The organism is Stenotrophomonas sp. PI_27 (genome assembly GCF_027854495.1).
In the GTDB taxonomy this organism is placed as follows: Bacteria; Pseudomonadota; Gammaproteobacteria; order Xanthomonadales; family Xanthomonadaceae; genus Stenotrophomonas; species Stenotrophomonas pavanii.
Genome location: NZ_JAJNOF010000001.1, coordinates 89,931 through 107,666, shown reverse-complemented (window position 1 = coordinate 107,666; position 17,736 = coordinate 89,931). Strand labels below are relative to the sequence as shown.

Here is a 17,736-nt window from a genome sequence, read left to right as displayed (position 1 = left end):
CGCTCAGGCCTGCGTACCGCCGACGGTGATGCCCTCGATCAACAGCGAGGGCTGGCCGACACCCACGGGCACACTCTGCCCGTCCTTGCCGCAGATGCCCACGCCCTCGTCCAGGGCCAGATCGTTGCCGACCATGCGCACCTTCTGCATGGTTTCCGGGCCGTTGCCGATCAGGGTCGCTCCCTTCACCGGGGTGGTGATGCGGCCATCCTCGATCAGGTAGGCCTCGGTGGCCGAGAACACGTACTTGCCGCTGGTGATGTCGACCTGGCCACCACCGAAGTTGACCGCGTACAGGCCCTTCTTCACCGAACGGATCATCTCCTGCGGGTCGTGCTCGCCGGCGCGCATGTAGGTGTTGGTCATGCGTGGCATGGTCAGGTGCGCGAACGATTCGCGGCGCCCGTTGCCGGTCGGGGCCATGCCCATCAGCCGCGCGTTGAGGCTGTCCTGCATGTAGCCGACCAGGATGCCGTCCTCGATCAGCGGGGTGCACTGGCTCGGGTGGCCTTCGTCGTCGATGTTCAACGAACCGCGGCGACCGTCCAGGGTGCCATCGTCGACGATGGTCACCCCGGGCGCGGCGACGCGCTCGCCGATGCGGCCGGCGTAGACACTGGTGCCCTTGCGGTTGAAATCGCCTTCCAGGCCGTGGCCGACCGCCTCGTGCAGCAGCACGCCCGGCCAACCCGGGCCCAGCACCACCGGCATCATGCCGGCCGGCGCCGGCACCGCGTCCAGGTTCACCAGCGCCTGGCGCAGTGCTTCCTGGGCCAGGGCTTCGGGGCGACCGCTGGCAAACAGATCTTCATAGCCATAACGGCCACCGCCACCGGCGTAGCCGGACTCGCGACGGCCGTTGTGCTCGACGATGACCTGCACGTTCAGGCGTACCAGCGGACGCACATCGGCGGCCAGCACGCCGTCGCTGCGGGCGATCAGCACCGTATCGACGCCGCCGGACAGGCTCACCATCACCTGCTTCACGCGCGGGTCGGCGGCACGCAGGTAGCCATCCAGGCGCTTGAGCACCTCCACCTTGGCCTCGTTGCCGATGCCGTCGATCGGGTCCAGCGCCGGATACAGCGCGCGCGCATTGCCGCGCAGCAGCGAACGTCCGGTCTGCGCACCGCCCTCGCGCGAGATCGCGCGCGCCGACTGCGCCGCCGCCAGCAGCGCATCGGCATGGATGTCATCGGAATAGGCGAAGCCGGTCTTCTCCCCGGAAATCGCCCGCACGCCCACGCCCTGTTCGATGGAATGGGCGCCGTCCTTGACGATGCCATCTTCCACGCTCCAGCTCTCGCGGCGGGCGTGCTGGAAGTAAAGGTCACCGAAGTCGACACCGGGGCCGAGCAACTGCCCGAAGGTGCGCTCCAGGCCGGCGGTATCCAGGCCGCCGGGGCGCAGCAGGCGGTCTTGGGCAAGCGTCAGGGCGATGTCAGTCATGGTCTCGATCTGGGGGTGCGGGGGCGCTCAGGCAAGCCCCGTGGACAGGAAGCCGCGCTCAGCGCGAACGCGGCAGGTCGGTGACGGTCGGCGGGATGGCTGGCGCCGGGCTGGGCGTGGGCGGCGGCGGGGTCTTGTCGCGGCTGCGCTCGATCACCTCCACCTTCGGTTCCTTCCACGGGCCGGTCACCTTGTAGGTACGGGCACCGATCTCGCCCAGCGGCTTGGACAACACCGCATTGGTGGCTGCACCCAGCGCGGCCCCCACCGGGCCACCGGCCACCGCACCGACCACGGTGAGCAGGTTGCCCGCGCGCGGGTTGACGTCGATGGTCTGGTCGAACTGCTGGTTGCGCAGGTCGGCCTGGCCACGGATGGTGATGTTGGCCGCCGGGCCTTCGATCAGCACCTTGTCGGTGCGCGCCATGCCCTGCCCGAACTGCATGCTGCCGTCGATCTGGTTGAATGCGAAGCCCTTGGAGAAGAAGTCGCGGAAATCGAACATCAGGCGCCGCGGCAGCTGCGCGACGCTGAGCAGGCCCAGCACGCGTCCGGCGCCCGGCTCCAGCTCCAGCAGCTGGCCATTGCGCGCATGCAGGTCGAGGCTGCCCTGCAGGTTACCCAGCTGGAAGTCCGACGGTCCCCCGCTCCAGGCCGCCTGCAGCTGCGCCTGGCCGGAACCGCCGCGCAGCTGGCCGCCGTAATCGAGGTTCTGCATCAGCCCGCCCAGGTCCTCGCTGCGCACCTGCGCGGTCAGTTCGGTTCGGGCGCCGCCCGTGCGGCCGAGCCAGCGGCCGGTGATGTCGATTTCCTGGTCCGGCGCGCGGAAACGCAACGCGTCCACGTTCAGGCCGTTGGCCAGCGGCCGCGTGCGCAGCACCGCCTGGCCCAGCACCACCTTGCCGAACTTCAGGTCGGCGATGTCCAGCGCGAACGGCGGCAGCTTGGCCGGGTCCATGTCATTGGCACCGGCCTGTACCCGCGCCGGCGCGGCCGCCGCACCCGGTGCCGCCGGCAGTGACTGCCAGTGCACGCGGTCAAGCTGGCCGCTGATAGTGCCACCGTCGGCGTTGGGCACGGTCAGGCGGCCGGCCAGCGACGGCCCGTCCAGGCGCACGTCCAGTGCCTGCGGCCCCGGGTGCAGCTGCAGCCGGGTCTGCTCGAACACTCCGCCGATCAGCTTGAGCTGGCCGACCTGCACGTCGACCGCGCGCAGCGGCATCGCGTCGTCGTCACTGCCACCGCGCGCCAGGCTGATCCACTCCAGCGCATCCAGGGTCGGGCTGCGGCCATTGACCGTCAGTCCGCTCGCCGGCGGCTCGCGGTCGACATGGTCGCTGCCCAGCGTGACCTGCACACCGGTCTGGTTGTTGTGGCTGCGCGCGGCCAGGGCCAGGCGCTGGCCGAAGGCCACGTCGATGCGGCCGGCGCCCATCGGCAGCTGCGCGGCCACCGTGGTCGCCAGCGGCTCGGAGGCCGGCTTGTCCAGCGGCGCCGGCAGGTCGAGCCGGGTGCCGACCAGGTCCGAGCTCAGTCGCAGCTCGCTCGGCGGCGCAGGGGCGCCTGGCGCCACCTTGGGCAGGTTGACGCCGATGGTCCAGGCCGAATTGCCGGTGATGTAAGGCTTGAGCCAGGCCATCTCGGGCGCACGGTCAATCAGCACGCCGGCATCGAGGCGGGCGCTCAGCTGTGACTCGAAGGCGCGCGTGCTGTCATGCACGTAACCGCCGGCACGCAGGCTCAGCCGTCCCTCCTGGCCGAGGTGGCGCACCGCCAGTTCTTCGGCGCCGAAACCGCCGTTGCTGTAGCGCGCCTGCCCGTGCATGTTGTCAAAGGTCAGCTGGAAGCGCTTGTCGACCAGCGTCACCCCGGCCAGATCGACCGTGCCCTGCAGGTGGCCCTCGCCTTCATCCTGATGCAGCGGCTGCAGCAGGTCGAAGGTCACATGGGCCGGACCGCTGGCGACCAGATTGTCCAGCGTATCGCCGTAGTCCTTGTGCAACGGGCTCTGCCGCAGCATCGCCAGCAGCTTGCCGGCCTCGCTCGGCGCGTCGGCACGCACGTACAACGGCTGGTGCCCGAAGTCCGGAATGCCCGCTTCGAATCTCTGCACCGCCACGCCGGCAAGATCACCCCGTCCACGCATGTCGAAGCCGGGGCCGATGAAGGCGATGTCGGCGTCGACCTGGCTCATCAGCGGCCAGTCGTGCTGGAAGCGGATGTCGCCATTGGTGATGTGGCCGGTGGCCTCGAAGCGGCCATCATTGTTGTCGAACGGCCAGTCGTCCAGGTCGCCGGTGACCAGGCCGACGCCATTGCGCACCTGGCCACCGGCCAGCGCCATGTCCAGCCAGTCGGTGGCGCCCTTGCTCATCTTGGAATGGATCCAGAAGCGCTTGGCCGCCGTCATCGGCACGTCGTCCAGCTTCGCGGCCAGCTGCAGCCACGGCCGCGTGCCATCGCCCTGGAACCAGACCCCGCCGCGCACGTCGGCCGCGTAGTCGGTACCTTCCACACGCATCGCCGGCGTTCCGATCCGCCAACCACCGCCCTCGTCGCGCCAGCCCACGATCTGGCCGGCCAGGTGCAGGTCATGGCGCACGCCGAAGCCGGTCGGCCAATCGAACTGCAGCTGCCGTTGCGGTTGCAGCTGCAGGCTGAAGCCGTCGGCGTCGCCTTCAAAGCGCCCGCCCAGGCCGCGCAGGCCGGGCGAGTTGCCCACGCTGGCGAAACCCAGCGACTCTAGTTCCCCCTGCGCCCACAGGGGGCCATCGCGTTCGCCCGACAGCTGCAACGCGCGCACGTCCAGCTGCGGCCTGGACAGGAACAGCCAGCGGCGCAGACCCGGCTCAAGGCGATCACTCAGGGCCAGCGCACGCAGTGCGATGCCGGCCTGCACGTCGCCGGAACGGACCCGCAGCTGTTTGCCGACCTGCAGCTGCAGGCCATCGAGGCGCTGCTCGCCGTCTTCATTCTTCAGCCGCAGCCGCGGTACCTGCAGCGCCCAGCCCTCGGCCTGGCGCTGCCAGCGCAGGCGGGCCTGCAGTCGCTGCAGCTGCAGCTGCGGCGCCGCCATGCCGGGTATCGGTGCGCCATCGATGCGCACGTCGCGCAGGTCCGAATCCGTGGTCAGCGCCACCGGCGCGAAATCGCGCAGGGTCAACCACAGGTTCAACTCGCCCTTGCCCTCGCGCAGGCGCACGCCGCCAGCCGCCAGCAAGGGCGCCCAGGCGTGGAAATCGACCGGGTCGGCGCCCAGCCAGGCCTCGCCGTTGCCGCGCGCGCGGTCCACGTCCAGCACCGCGGTCAGCGGCAGCGCTTCGGGCTGCGCCCAGGCGCGCACGCCCACGCGCAGCCGATCCCCATTGACCCGCAGGCGCAGATCGATGCGCGGCAGCGTGCTGTCGATGCCCAGCGCCGGCGCGTGCACGCTCAGGCGGCCACCGATCACCTGCAGCTCGCCCAGCCGGCGCAGTGCATCGAGCGGATCACCGCCGTTGTCGGACTGCGGCAGCCCGCGCACCGACCAGCGGCCGTGTTCATCCTGCTGCAGGTCCAGCGCCAGGCCGCGCAGGCGCAGCTCGGTCAACGAATGCCCGGGCAGCAGCCCGCTGTACATCGACACCAGGACTTCGGCCTCGCCGATCGGCAGGCCCTGCCCGGCGCCGATGCGCAGGCCCTTCAGCTGCAGCAGCGGTCCACGCCGGGTCCAGGCGGTCTGCAGCTGGTCGAAACGCACCGGCTGGCCGGCACGCTCGCTCAGCCAGGCGGCAATCTTCTCCGGATGACGCTCGGCCAGCGGCAGCAGCTGGCTGAGCGTGCCCACCAGCAGTGCAAGCCCGACCAGGCCCACCGCACAGGCGGCAATGAAATGACGGCGGATCCTTCGCAGTCGCAGGCGCGGCGGCGCGCTCATCGGCCACCGCCGGCCTGCGGCCGGCGACGATCAGAGCAGAACGACATCGAATTGCTCCTGCAGGTACTGCTCGTCCGCCTGGAAGCGGATGCTCTTGCCGAGGAATTCCTCCAGTTCGGCCACCGCCGCGGACTCCTCGTCGGTAATGCGCGCGACCACCTTGGTCGACGCGATCACCAGCAGGCGCGCGGCATCGAACTGTCGCACCGCGCGGGTGATCTCGCGGAAGATCTCGTAGGTCACCGTCTCGGTGGTCTTGATGCTGCCGCGGCCACTGCACTGCGGGCACGTTTCCGACAGCTGGCGCTCCAGGCTTTCCACCGTGCGCTTGCGGGTCATCTCCACCAGGCCCAGCGGCGAGAAATCATAGACCGTGGTCTTGGCGTGGTCGCGCGCCAGCGCCTTTTCCAGCGTGCGCAGCACCTGCCGGCGATGCTCGGCATCATCCATGTCGATGAAGTCGATGATGATGATGCCGCCCAGGTTGCGCAGCCGCAGCTGCCGCGCCACCGCCTGCGCAGCCTCCAGGTTGGTGCGGAACACCGTTTCTTCCAGGTTGCGCTGGCCGAGGAACGAACCGGTATTGACGTCGATGGTGGTCATCGCCTCGGTCTGGTCGATCACCAGGTAGCCACCGGATTTCAACGGCACCTGCTTGTCCAGCGCGCGGCCGATCTCGTCCTCCACCCCGAACATGTCGAAGATCGGGCGATCGCCGGAATACAGCTCCAGCTTCTCGGCCAGCACCGGCATGTACTTGGCGACGAAGGCCTGCAGCTGGCCGAAGGTCTCCTTCGAGTCCACCTTCACCTTGTCCACGTCCTTGCGGATCAGGTCGCGCACCGAACGCAGCGGCAGGCTCAGGTCTTCATAGATGATGCTGCACGAGGGCGCTTCGCGGCCACGGCGCTCGACCACGTTCCACACGCGCGACAGGTAGGCGATGTCCTCGGCGATGGCCTCGGCCGGCTGGCCTTCGGCGTTGGTGCGCACGATGTAGCCGTAGCCGCCGTGCTGCGCCGACAGCTCGGTCACCAGCGCCTTCAGGCGGGCGCGCTCGGCTTCGTCCTCGATGCGCGCCGACACGCCCACCACCTTGGACTGCGGCAGCAGCACCATGTAGCGCGAAGGAATGCTGATCTGCGTGGTCAGGCGGGCGCCCTTGGTGCCGATCGGGTCCTTCACCACCTGCACCACGATGTCCTGGCCGTCGCGCAGCAGCTCGACGATCGGCACGCTGGCCGGCGGCGGCAGCGTGGTGTTCTCGGTGTCGGCACTGGCCACCGGCGCCGGCCGCACCACGTCGTTGGCGTGCAGGAACGCGGCGCGCTCCAGCCCGACCTCGACGAAGGCGGCCTGCATGCCGGGCATGACCCGCTGCACCTTGCCCTTGTAGATGTTGCCGACCACGCCACGGCGCCAGCCGCGCTCGATGTGCAGTTCCTGCAGCATGCCGTTCTCGATCACCGCGACCCGGGTCTCGCGCGGGGTCACATTGACCAGGATTTCCTCAGACATCGGCAGCCTCCCTGGCGGCATCGGCAATGGGGGCTGGCACGCCACAACGCGCCAGCAGACGATCGGTGTGCAGCAGCGGCAGCCCCATCACGCCGGAGTAGCTGCCGGAAAGATGTTCGATCCAGCGCTCGGCCCCACCTTGGATGGCGTAGGCGCCGGCCTTGTCCAGTGGCTCGCCGCTGGCGACATAGGCGGCAATGCTGGCGGCGTCGATCGGGGCGAAGGTCACCTCGGAAATGACCAGCTCACTGTCCAGGCCGCCCGCGCCGACCACCACCACCGCGGTCATCACCTGGTGGGTGCGCCCGGCCAGTCGCGCCAGCATCGCCCGCGCGTCGGCGGCATCGACCGGCTTGCCGAAGACCTCGCCGTCCAGCACGACCTCGGTATCCGAACCGAGCACCCGCGCTTGCGGGTCATCGGCCAGCACTTGGGCCAGCCCGGCGCGCGCCTTGTCGGCGGCAACCCGGCACACATACTGTTCGGCGCTTTCAGTGGCCGCGCGCTGCTCGACGACCTCCAGGTCAAGGGCCTGGAAGGGGCGTCCGAGTCGGGCCAGCAGCTGGTTGCGTCGGGGGGAGCGGGAAGCAAGATAGAGCATCGGCACAGCATAACCTGAGGCCACCGCCTGAATCGTCGGCAACCCGTTACGGAACCGCTGCAACCCCGATCAGGCTCACAGCGCGTTCATCGCTACGACACCACCCTCACCGCCACAACAAGGAGATCCCATGCGCCTGACCGCCACCCCGCTGCTGCTCGCCCTGTCCCTCGCCCTTGGAACCTCGATGACCGCCCATGCCGCTCCGCCGTCGCCGCCGATCGCCGCCCCGGCCGAAGGCACCCTGCTGAACATCTCGGCCAACGCCGAGGCCACCCGTGTACCGGACGTGGCCACGCTGTCCGCCGGCGTGGTCACCCAGGCCGCCGACGGCAACAGCGCCATGCGCCAGAACGCCCAGCAGATGGACAAGGTGCTGGCCGCGATCAAGGCCGCCGGCATTGCCGAGCGCGACGTGCAGACCAGCGGCGTCAGCCTCAATCCGCAGTACCGCTACGCCGACAACGAAGCGCCGAAGATCACCGGCTACCAGGCCAGCAACACGGTCAGCCTCAAGGTGCGCGACATCGCCAAGCTCGGCAAGGTGCTGGACGCGCTGGCCGCGCAGGGCGCCAACCAGATCAACGGGCCCAGCTTCGAGATCGACCAGCCCGAGCCGGTCTATGACGAAGCCCGCCTGGCCGCCCTGAAGAAGGCCCAGGCCCGCGCCCAGACCTACGCCAGGTCGCTGGGCCTGCAGGTGCGCCGCATCGTCAGCATCTCCGAGAACAGCAACGGCGGTTTCCGCCCGATGCCGATGATGCGCACCATGGCGGCCGGTGCGGCGATGGACAAGGCCACCCCGGTCGCGCCGGGTGAATCCACCGTCTCGGTCAACCTGGACGTGGTGTTCGAACTGGGCCGCTGACCGCGTCTGCCCTGGCCGACAGAGGCGGGTCCCGCTGGGGCCCGCCTTTTTCATGCGTTCCGACGGCGCTGGCTGAAGGCCAGCCCAACACCCCTGCCCCTGCCTCTATGCAGTGGCGGCCCGGCCGCGCTACTGATGCAGTGCCAGCCGCGTGCGGCAACCCCGCCACGGACCCTGGTGCGTTGAGGACTTCGTCACTGGCATGGAGGTGGATCATGGTTCGTACGTACCCCGTTGCATCCCTGCATTTCGACCCCGCCCGGGTGGCCGCCTGGAGCGCGGCGATCGCCCTGCACCTGCTGGCCTTCCTGTTGCTGCTCATCCCTGCGACCTACCAGGCCGTGCAGGTCCCGCGTGAAAAGACGCCGGTCCGGCTGATCGAGAAGATCCCGCCCCCGCCGACGCCGCCGGTGCCGGTCCCGCCCAAGGAGATCGTCCAGGTGGTGCCGAAACCGCGAACGCAGCCGGTGATACCGCCACTGCCCGCGCCCACCGCGACCGTGGAGGAGACCCAGGGCATCGCGCTGCAGGCCGCCGAACCGGCTCCGCCGCAGCTGGCGCCCAGCATCGACGCGTCCACCCCGTTGGCCGGCGCCCAGCTGCAGTATCGCAGCGCCCCTCCGCCGGCCTACCCGATCCAGTCCCTGCGCAACCACGAACAGGGCACGGTGCTGTTGCGGGTGGAAGTGGACAGCCATGGCCAACCGGTCGCGGTCAGCGTCGAGCGCAGCAGTGGCTCGCGCAACCTGGACCAGGCCGCCCGCCAGCAGGTGCTCCGGCACTGGCGCTTCGAGCCCGCCCAGCGTGACGGCATGGCCGTTCCGGCCATCGGCCTGATACCGGTGCAGTTCTCGCTGCCCGACTGAGCCCCACCACCGGCCCGGCCTCGCGCCGGGCCGCCTGCCCCGGGGCTTGCGTCCGGAATGCGGACGGGGCGGGACCAAGCGTTACTGATTAAGCAAAATTTCACGACTTCGTCACCTGCAGGAAACCTAGATTGGCGCGTCCCGGCATCGATCCGGCGACAGCCCTCAACGCTACGGTTTTCCAGTTAGGAGAGAAGCTGTGAAACACCCGATCCAACGGCCCGCCAGCCGCCGCCGCAGCACCCTGGCATCGTCCATCACCCACATCCTCACCGGCGGCGCCCTGCTGCTGGCCGGCGCCGTCGCTTCCTCCTCCGCCTTCGCGCAGGAAAAGGCCACCAACCTCGACCGCATCACGGTCACCGGCTCCAACATTCCGCGCACCAACACCGAGACACCGTCGCCGGTGCAGGTGGTGACCCGCCAGGAAATCGACCGCACCGGCAAGACCTCGCTGGCCGAGTACCTGCAGACCATCACCGCCGATGGCGCCGGCTCGATTCCCAAGACCTTCGGCAACGGTTTCGCCGGCGGTGGCGCCGGCATCTCGCTGCGTGGCCTGGGTGCCGGCTCGACGCTGGTGCTGTTGAACGGCCGCCGCATGGCCACCTATGGCCTGGCCGATGACGGCCAGAAGGTCTTCACCGACCTCAGCACCATTCCGCTCGATGCCGTCGAGCGCGTGGAAGTGCTCAAGGACGGCGCCTCGGCCATCTATGGCTCCGACGCCATCGCCGGCGTGGTCAACATCATCCTGCGCAGCGACTTCCAGGGTGCCATCCTGCGTGGCTCCTACGGCCTGTCCGGTGACAGCGATGGCGACGCGAAGAAGGCGACCCTGACCGCCGGTACCGGCGATCTGGCCACCGACGGCTGGAACGCATTCTTCAGCCTGGACGTCGGCAAGACCGACGCGATCAAGATCAGCGACCGCAAGAACCGCAAGTGGATCGGCACCGGCGACACGCGCCCGTGGGGCTATGACAAGACCGCCCAGTTCCTGGGCGGTGCATATACCCGTGGCGGCACCTCCGGTGGTTCCGGCCCGAACGGTTCCTACCTCGACGCCACCGGCCACCTGGTGCCGCTGCCGGGCTGTACCGGCCTGACCACCATCGGTGGACAGACCCCGGCCAGCATCGCCGCCGATGGCTGCCTGTGGGATCCGGCGCAGCAGTACCGCGACCTGATTCCGGAAGAGAAGTACGTCAACGTGTTCGGCCGCGCCAGCTTCGCCTTCGGTGAAGGCGGCGAGATCTACACCGAGATCGGCTACTCGAAGAAGGAAACCATCTTCAGCAACACCCCGTCCGGCGTGTCGGGCGGCTGGGGCTACCCGGGCGGCCCGGTCAACGCCAACAGCGGCGACGGCGCGACCGTGCTCGGCCCGAACCACCCGGACAACCCGACCCCCGGCACCGCGCGCCGCGTGCGCTACTCCGCCTGGGATGTCGGCCCGCGCGTCACCGACAACACCAATGAGTTCAACCGCTTCCTGGTCGGCGTCAAGGGCAACTGGGGTGACTGGACCTACGACACCGCCTACCTGCACTCGGGCACCGACCTGACCAACAAGCGCACCGGCTTCCTGCGCTACAGCGCCGTTCGCTGTGCGCTGGGCAATGCCAACTGCGCCGGTGGCGTGTGGCGCATCGGTGACGATGCGGGCAAGAACTCGCAGGCCCTGTACGACTACATCTCGCCCACGATCAGTGCCCGCGCCAAGTCCAGCCTGGACATGTTCGACTTCACCGTCTCGCGCAGCCTGGCGGACCTGAAGGGTGGCCCGCTGGGCCTGGCGATCGGTACCGAATGGCGCAAGACCAGCAACAGCCTGACCCCGCAGACCTACACCGACCAGGGCGACATCATCGGCCTGGGCTACTCGGCCTATGACGGCACCCAGAACGTGTATGCCGGCTACGTCGAACTGTCGGCACCGGTGCTGGAACAGCTGGAACTGTCCGGTGCTGTGCGCTATGACAAGTACGAAAGCGGTGAAGGCAAGGCCACGCCGAAGCTGGGCGTGAAGTGGACCCCGGCCGACTGGATCGCCCTGCGCGCCAGCTACGCCGAAGGTTTCCGCGCGCCGAACCCGGCCGAGAACGGTGACGGTGGCCTGGCCGCCTTCTCCACCGCGGTCGACCCGGTGCGTTGCCAGATCAGCGGTGGTGCGGCCAGCGAGTGTGGCGCCAACTCGGTGGCGATCATCACCAAGCCGAACAAGCTGCTGAAGCCGGAAGAGTCCAAGAGCTACTCGGTCGGCATCGTGCTGCAGCCGACCTCGACCACGTCGATGACCGTCGATGCCTGGCAGATCAAGCGCACCAACGAGATCGTGCAGGGCAGCACCTCGGCGGCGATCCTCGCCGGCAACGTGCTGCGCGACAGCAACAATCTCAATGGCGTGGCCAACAGCGGCACGATCCTGGCAGTCAACACCGGCTACGTGAATGCCAGCTCGTCGCGTGTCCGCGGTATCGATACCGACATCCGCCAGACCTTCGAGATCGGCCCGGGCCAGCTCGAGCTGGACCTGCAGTGGAGCCACATCCTGAAGTTCGAGCGCACCGAAGGCGGCGACACGGTTGATTACGTGGGTACCCACGGCAACTGCGACGTCACCAACTGCATCGGTACCCCGAAGGACAAGGTCAACTTCGGCACCACCTGGAAGCAGGGCCCGTGGAGCGTCAGCGGCATCGTCAACTACATCAGCAAGATGGACAACACCGACAGCCGCGGTGGCAGCTACCTGGCCTTCTACGCTGACGGCACGCCGGTGACGAAGATCTCCTCGTTCACCACGATGGACCTGTCCGGTCGCTGGAGCATCAACGACTCGTTCGAACTCAACGCCTCGGTGGCCAACGTGTTCGACCGCATCGCCCCGCTCGACCCGACCACCTACGGCGCAGTGAACTACAACCCGATGCACTTCTCCGGTGCGCTGGGCCGTTACTACACCGTCGGCTTCAAGTACACGTTCAAGTAAGTCCGGTTGCAGTGTCACCCTCGAAGGCCCGGGCCATTGCCCGGGCCTTCGTCGTTCCGGCACGGACGCGCGCCAGCGGGCCAGGCCTTTCTTGCAGGCCTGTTCACAGGTACACGGCTACCGTGTCCCTGCGGCATCGCCGCCGCAGGGGATCTCCATGGCCGCAACATCGCAACGGCTGGGCCTGCCCGCGCTGACCGCACTGGTGGTCGGCTCGATGGTCGGCGCCGGCATCTTTTCGCTGCCGCAGAACGTCGCGCGCAGTGCCGGTCCGGCCGCCGCGCTGATCGGCTGGGCCGTCAGTGGCGCCGGCATGCTGATGCTGGCCTTCGTGTTCCAGGCCCTGGCCAACCGTCGGCCGGATCTTGATACCGGCATCTACGCCTACGCGCGCGAAGGCTTCGGCAACTACATCGGCTTCTCCGCGGCGTGGGGCTACTGGGTGGCCTCGGTACTCGGCAATGCCAGCTTCTTCGTGCTGATCTTCAGTGGCCTGGGCCACTTCATGCCGGTGTTCGGTGAAGGCAACACCCCGGCCGCCGTGGCGGCATCGTCCGTGCTGCTGTGGACCGTGCACCTGCTGGTGCTGCGCGGCCTGCGCACGGCCGCCATCGTCAACGGCCTGGTGACGGTGGCCAAGCTGCTGCCCATCGCACTGTTCCTGGTCCTGGCCGCAGGCGCGTTCCGCATGGACGTGTTCCGGGCCGATTTCCTCGGCACGCCCGCCCTCGGCGATCTCGGCCAGCAACTGCGCGGCATGATGCTGGTCACCGTGTGGGTGTTCATCGGCATCGAAGGCGCCAGCATCTACTCGCGGCGCGCGGCTCGGCGCGCCGATGTCGGCCGTGCCACCGTGATCGGTTTCCTCGGGGTCTGGCTGCTGCTGGTGCTGGTCAGCCTGCTGTCGATGGGCGTGCTGTCGCAGGCGGAACTGGCCGGGCTGCCCAACCCATCGATGGCCTACGTGCTGCGCGCCATTGTCGGCGAATGGGGCGCGACGGTGATCATCATCGGTTCGATCATCTCCGTGCTCGGCGCATTGCTGGCCTGGGTGCTGCTGTGCGCCGAAGTGCTGTACGCCGCCGCCGGTGATGGCACCATGCCGGCCTTCCTCGGCCGCGAGAACGCGCGTGGCGTGCCGGCCAATGCACTGTGGCTGAGCAATGGCCTGATCCAGTTGTTCCTGCTGCTGGTGCTGGTCAGTTCGGGCAGCTACACCGGGCTGGTGCTGCTCGCTGCGTCGATGAGCCTGGTGCCCTACTTCCTGTCCACGGCATTCGGCGTACAGCTGGCCTGGCGCGGGCAGGCCTACGCCGATGAGCCCGGTGTGCGCTGGCGTGATTTCGCGGTCGCATTGCTGGCCAGCGCCTACGCGCTGTGGCTGGTGTATGCCGGCGGCCTCGACAATCTGCTGTTGTCGGTGCTGCTGTACGTGCCCGGCGTGGTGCTGTTCGCACTGGCCCGGCGCCAGCGCGGCGAGCCGGTATTCACGCGTTGGGAATGGGTGCTGTTCGGCGCGATCCTGGCGGTGGCGATCGCCACGCTGGTGGCGTTCTGCAAGGGTGACCTGAAACTGTAGAGCCGAGCCGATGCTACGAAACAGAGCAGCCGAACATGGGTTCGGCGCTCACGGCTTCGCCAGCATGCCGATATCCTGCATCCAGCGCTCGGCCAGCCGCGGCCACGCCGCGACCGGTGCATCCTTCATGCGCAGCCCGAATGCATGGCCGCCGCGGGCAAACAGGTGCATTTCCACCGGCGCGCCCGCGTCGATCAGGGCACGGTAGTAGGCCAGTGATTCGCGCACGTCATCGGTGCGATCGTCGGTGGCCTGCGCGATGAACGTCGGCGGCACCTTGTCATCCACGGTGATGTCCTTGACCAGCGACAACCCCTTTCCGTGCCCCGCCCACAGGTGCCCGGAATACATCACCATCGCGAAATCGGGGCGGCTCGGCTGCTCATCCGCGGCATCGACCGGCGCGTAGCTGCGCAGCGCGTGCGTGCTCAGTCCCGCCACCACGTGACCACCGGCGGAAAAGCCGATCACCCCGACCCGCTTCGGATTGATGGACCAGCGCTCGGCCTGCGCGCGCAGCAGGCCCATTGCGCGCTGTGCATCCTGCAGGGCCATCGGCACCTTCGGAATGTCGCGGCAGTTGCACTCGGGATCCCAGTTCGGGCCGGAGGCGGGCACGCGGTACTTCAGCAGTGCACAGGTGACGCCCTGCGCGGTCAACCAGTCGCAGATCTCGCTGCCTTCCAGGTCCATCGCCAGCACCCGGTAGCCTCCGCCGGGCACCACCATTACCGCGGTGCCATTGGGCGGCCCCTTCGGCGCAAACACGGTGAGGGTCGGCACGGCCACGTTCTGCAGCATCTTCCAGTGTTCGCCACTGGCTTCAGAGGTCACGTCGCTGACCTGCTCGGGGCCTTTCAGTTTCGGCGGCACCATTACCCTGCCCTGCGGCCACAGCGCAAATTCGGTGGCGCCCTGTGGCGGATGCCAGGTGGGCGGCGCGACCTCCGCTGCGGCGCACGACACGATCGCAAGCAGCAGAGAACCCATGAACAGGCGTGCGCGCACAATCAACATCTCTGGTCGATGACACTGCATTGTAGAGTCGAGCCATGCTCGACTGACGCAGCTCGACGCCACAAACGGCAAAAAAAAACCTGCATCTCGCGATGCAGGTTTCTCAAGGTGGCGCCCGAAGTTGGACTCGAACCAACGACCCCCTGATTAACAGTCAAGTGCTCTAACCGGCTGAGCTATTCGGGCAGACGACTAGTATAACGCCTCTTCACGCGCGATGGTAGGGGTGATTGGCAATCATTGCGGCGGCGCGATAAAGCTGCTCGGCCACCACCAGGCGCACCAGCATGTGCGGCAGCGTCAGCGGCCCGATCGACCACTTCTCGTCGGCCAGCGCGGACACCTCCGGCGAATGCCCTTCCGGGCCACCGATCAGGAACGCCAGGTCCCTGCCCTGCCCGCGCCAGTGTTCCAGGCGCTGCGCCAGCTGTTCGGAGCTCAGTTGCCGCCCTGGCACATCCAGCGCCACCACATAGGCGTTCTTCGGCAGCGCGGCGATCACACGCTTGCCTTCCTCTTCGGTGGCGCGCCGCGGATCACGCCCCTTGCCGCGCAGGCCGGGCTCGATCTCCACCAGCTCGAACGGCAGCCAGTGCGACAACCGCTTCTGGTATTCGGCGAAGCCCTGCGCGACCCAGCTGGGCGCGCGTTCACCGGTGGCGATCAGGCGGGCTTTCATCAACGGTCCTCCAAAACGTCGACGGCGCCATCGGCGCCGTCGAAGGGATGCATCAACGTGCGGCTCAGGCCACTTCGTCGTCGCTGGATGGCGGCTGGTCGCCGACGGTCCACAGGCGCTCGAGGGCGTAGAACTCACGCACGCGCGGCAGCATCACGTGGACGATCACGTCGCCCAGATCGACCAGCACCCATTCGGCTTCGCGCTCGCCTTCGACACCCAGCGGCATCACGTCGAGGTTCTTGGCGAAGCGCACGACTTCATCGGCGATCGACTTGACGTGGCGGGTCGAAGTACCCGAGACGACGATCATGTAATCGGCAACGCTGGACCGGCCGCGCACATCGATCTCGACCAGGTCCTTGGCCTTCAGGTCTTCGGTGGCTTGGCGGACGCTGGCCAGCAGTTCCGGCACGGACGGCGGCGGGCTGGGCAGATCGACCTTGATGGTCTGGGGCTGGGTCTGGTTGCTCAAAGTGGATCGACTCGGTAAACGTGGGGGCGATTATACGGGGATGGCGCGGCCGCGCCATTCACGCTGTGGCCGGGCGGTACAGGCCGTGTGCAGCGACATAGTCGGCCACGGCCGGCGGCAGCAGCGCGCGCCAGGGGCCACCGGCGGCGATCTGCGCACGCACGGTGCTGGCCGATTCTTCGCGCAGCGGGTGGTGCAGGCGCAGGATGCGCCCGGCCGGGCTGGCGAACAGGGCCTGCTCGTTGTCGGACCAGCGCCCTTGCAGGGCACGCCCCAGCGCGCCGTCGACCGCCCCCTGCAGGGGGCTGCCCGGCCGTTCGGCCACGACGAAGTGGGCCAGCCCGAACAGGGCCTCCCACTCGTGCCAGGCCGACAGGCCCAGCAGGCTGTCGGCGCCGACCAGCCAGGCCAGTGGCCGGCTCGGGCCCAGCTCGGCACGCAGTTCGCGCAGGGTGTCGACGGTATAGGACGGGCGACCGGGAAAGCGGCTGGCACGGTCCAGCTCGCGATGGTCCAGCAGAAGGCCGGGTTCATCGCCGATGGCCAGAGAAAGCATGGCAAAGCGCTGTTCAGCGGTTGCGCCCGGCACCGCGCGATGCGGCGGATCGGCCGCCGGCAGCATGCGCACGGCCACCTGCAGTTCGTCGCGGGCGGCCCGCGCGATCGCCAGGTGCCCCAGGTGCACCGGATCGAAGGTGCCCCCGTAATAGATCCGCAGGCTCATCGCTCAGGCCCGTGCCAGCAGGCGCACGGCACGCGGCTCGGCCACCGCCACCAGCAGGCGCTCCAGCGCCAGCCAGGCATCGCCGTCGGCCCGCCCCTTGGCGATGCGATCGACCAGCCCGGCTTCGGCCACGAAGCGCTCCCAGCGCTTGCCTTCCGGGTGACGTTGCAGCGCGCGCTTGTAGGGCGCCTGCCGCGATTCCCAGATGCCACGCGATTTCATCTCGGCGGCCAGGTTGCCGCCACGCGCCTGCACGCGCGCGAGGCCGGCACCCGCCAGCAGTTCGCGGATCACGATCGGCATCAATGCAGCCACCGCCTCGCCTTCACCGCGCAGGCCGGCCAGCATGCGCAGCACGGCCGGTGGCTGGCCGGAGAACGTCGCCTCCACCAGCCGGAACACGTCGTAGCGGGCGGCGTCAGCCACCAGCGACTCCATCCGTTCCACATCCAGCGGCTGGCCGTCGGCCAGCAGCGCCAGCTTGTCGATTTCCTGGGCCGCGGCCAGCAAATTGCCTTCCACCCGCTCGGCCAGGCGCTGCACGGCGGCGGGATCGGCACGCAGGCCCTTGCCGCGCAGGCGGCGTTCGATCCAGTCCGGCAGTTCGTGCGGCTTGATCGCCCAGGCCACCGACAGCACGCCGGTGCGGCTGACCGCCTCGGCCCACTTGCCCTGATGGGCCTTGCTCCATTCATTGGCAGTGATCATCAGCACCACGTCCGGCGCCGGGTTGGCGCAGAACTGGCTGATCACCTCGGCACCGTCCTTGCCCGGCTTGCCGCTGGGCAGGCGCACCTCGACCAGGCGGCGGGCACTGAACAGGCTGGGCGCGTTGAAGCTGGCGTCGAGCTGGTTCCAGTCGAAGTCACGGCCGTCGGCGTCGAACACCTCGCGTTCGCCGATGCCCGAGGCGCGCGCGCGCGCGCGGATGGCATCGGCCGCCTCCAGCACGCGCAGGGTCTCCGGGCCTGCGATCAGGTACACCGGCGCCAAGGGGGTGTCAGCGCCCTGGCTGGCCAGCTGCTCCGGACGCAGTTCCATCGTCGCTG

The 17,736-nt window shown here is 68.6% G+C and carries 13 protein-coding genes and 1 tRNA gene; 4 read left to right on the top strand and 10 right to left on the bottom strand.

The window, feature by feature from the left end; genetic code table 11:
* Positions 1–3: 3 nt before the first annotated feature.
* Genes tldD through LRM18_RS00475 form a run of 4 tightly spaced genes read right to left on the bottom strand, consistent with a single transcriptional unit; the run spans position 4 to position 7,484 of the window.
* Positions 4–1,449 carry a metalloprotease TldD gene (tldD, locus tag LRM18_RS00490; protein ID WP_049467842.1) on the bottom strand — a complete coding sequence of 482 codons (1,446 nt, stop codon included), beginning with the start codon at positions 1,447–1,449 and terminating at the stop codon, positions 4–6.
* Between the two features lie 58 nt (positions 1,450–1,507).
* Positions 1,508–5,365 (bottom strand): YhdP family protein, encoded by a 3,858-nt coding sequence (locus LRM18_RS00485; RefSeq protein ID WP_270949089.1) that lies wholly within the window; start codon positions 5,363–5,365, stop codon positions 1,508–1,510.
* Between the two features lie 30 nt (positions 5,366–5,395).
* A complete protein-coding gene (gene rng / locus LRM18_RS00480; RefSeq protein ID WP_019662105.1) occupies positions 5,396–6,883 on the bottom strand; it encodes a ribonuclease G in 1,488 nt (495 codons plus the stop codon).
* Entirely contained in the window at positions 6,876–7,484 is a 609-nt protein-coding gene (locus tag LRM18_RS00475) for a Maf family nucleotide pyrophosphatase (RefSeq protein WP_049467849.1), read from the bottom strand. The genes rng and LRM18_RS00475 overlap by 8 nt, the downstream gene beginning before the upstream one ends.
* Before the next feature lie 130 nt (positions 7,485–7,614).
* Here LRM18_RS00475 and LRM18_RS00470 point away from each other — a divergent pair, with 130 nt between their 5' ends.
* The 4 genes from LRM18_RS00470 to arcD all read left to right on the top strand — a co-directional run bounded on the left by LRM18_RS00470 (position 7,615) and on the right by arcD (position 13,792).
* Positions 7,615–8,352: an SIMPL domain-containing protein gene (locus tag LRM18_RS00470; RefSeq protein ID WP_049412455.1), complete on the top strand. Its 738-nt coding sequence runs from the start codon at positions 7,615–7,617 to the stop codon at positions 8,350–8,352.
* Between the two features lie 215 nt (positions 8,353–8,567).
* Positions 8,568–9,218, top strand: coding sequence for an energy transducer TonB (locus tag LRM18_RS00465; protein WP_164689036.1), 651 nt, complete (start codon positions 8,568–8,570; stop codon positions 9,216–9,218).
* A gap of 199 nt (positions 9,219–9,417) precedes the next feature.
* Entirely contained in the window at positions 9,418–12,213 is a 2,796-nt protein-coding gene (locus LRM18_RS00460) for a TonB-dependent receptor (RefSeq protein WP_053460991.1), read from the top strand.
* Positions 12,214–12,370: 157 nt separating this feature from the next.
* Complete coding sequence (arcD, locus tag LRM18_RS00455) at positions 12,371–13,792, top strand: arginine-ornithine antiporter (protein WP_154330997.1); 1,422 nt, start codon at positions 12,371–12,373, stop codon at positions 13,790–13,792.
* A 48-nt stretch (positions 13,793–13,840) separates the two neighbouring features.
* Here the strand turns inward: arcD and LRM18_RS00450 are convergent, their stop codons facing one another.
* From LRM18_RS00450 to holA, 6 genes are all read right to left on the bottom strand, one after another.
* Positions 13,841–14,809 (bottom strand): alpha/beta hydrolase, encoded by a 969-nt coding sequence (locus tag LRM18_RS00450; RefSeq protein ID WP_270949077.1) that lies wholly within the window; start codon positions 14,807–14,809, stop codon positions 13,841–13,843.
* 109 nt (positions 14,810–14,918) lie between these two features.
* Positions 14,919–14,995, bottom strand: a tRNA-Asn gene (locus tag LRM18_RS00445).
* A 22-nt stretch (positions 14,996–15,017) separates the two neighbouring features.
* Positions 15,018–15,488: a 23S rRNA (pseudouridine(1915)-N(3))-methyltransferase RlmH gene (rlmH, locus tag LRM18_RS00440; RefSeq protein WP_014647944.1), complete on the bottom strand. Its 471-nt coding sequence runs from the start codon at positions 15,486–15,488 to the stop codon at positions 15,018–15,020.
* Positions 15,489–15,552: 64 nt separating this feature from the next.
* The gene (rsfS, locus tag LRM18_RS00435; protein ID WP_005410536.1) at positions 15,553–15,963 is read right to left on the bottom strand and encodes a ribosome silencing factor; all 411 of its coding nucleotides are present in this window, start codon (positions 15,961–15,963) and stop codon (positions 15,553–15,555) included.
* 58 nt (positions 15,964–16,021) lie between these two features.
* Complete coding sequence (gene nadD, locus LRM18_RS00430; RefSeq protein ID WP_057494617.1) at positions 16,022–16,687, bottom strand: nicotinate-nucleotide adenylyltransferase; 666 nt, start codon at positions 16,685–16,687, stop codon at positions 16,022–16,024.
* A 3-nt stretch (positions 16,688–16,690) separates the two neighbouring features.
* Entirely contained in the window at positions 16,691–17,728 is a 1,038-nt protein-coding gene (gene holA, locus LRM18_RS00425; protein ID WP_057494618.1) for a DNA polymerase III subunit delta, read from the bottom strand.
* Between the last annotated feature and the right edge of the window lie 8 nt (positions 17,729–17,736).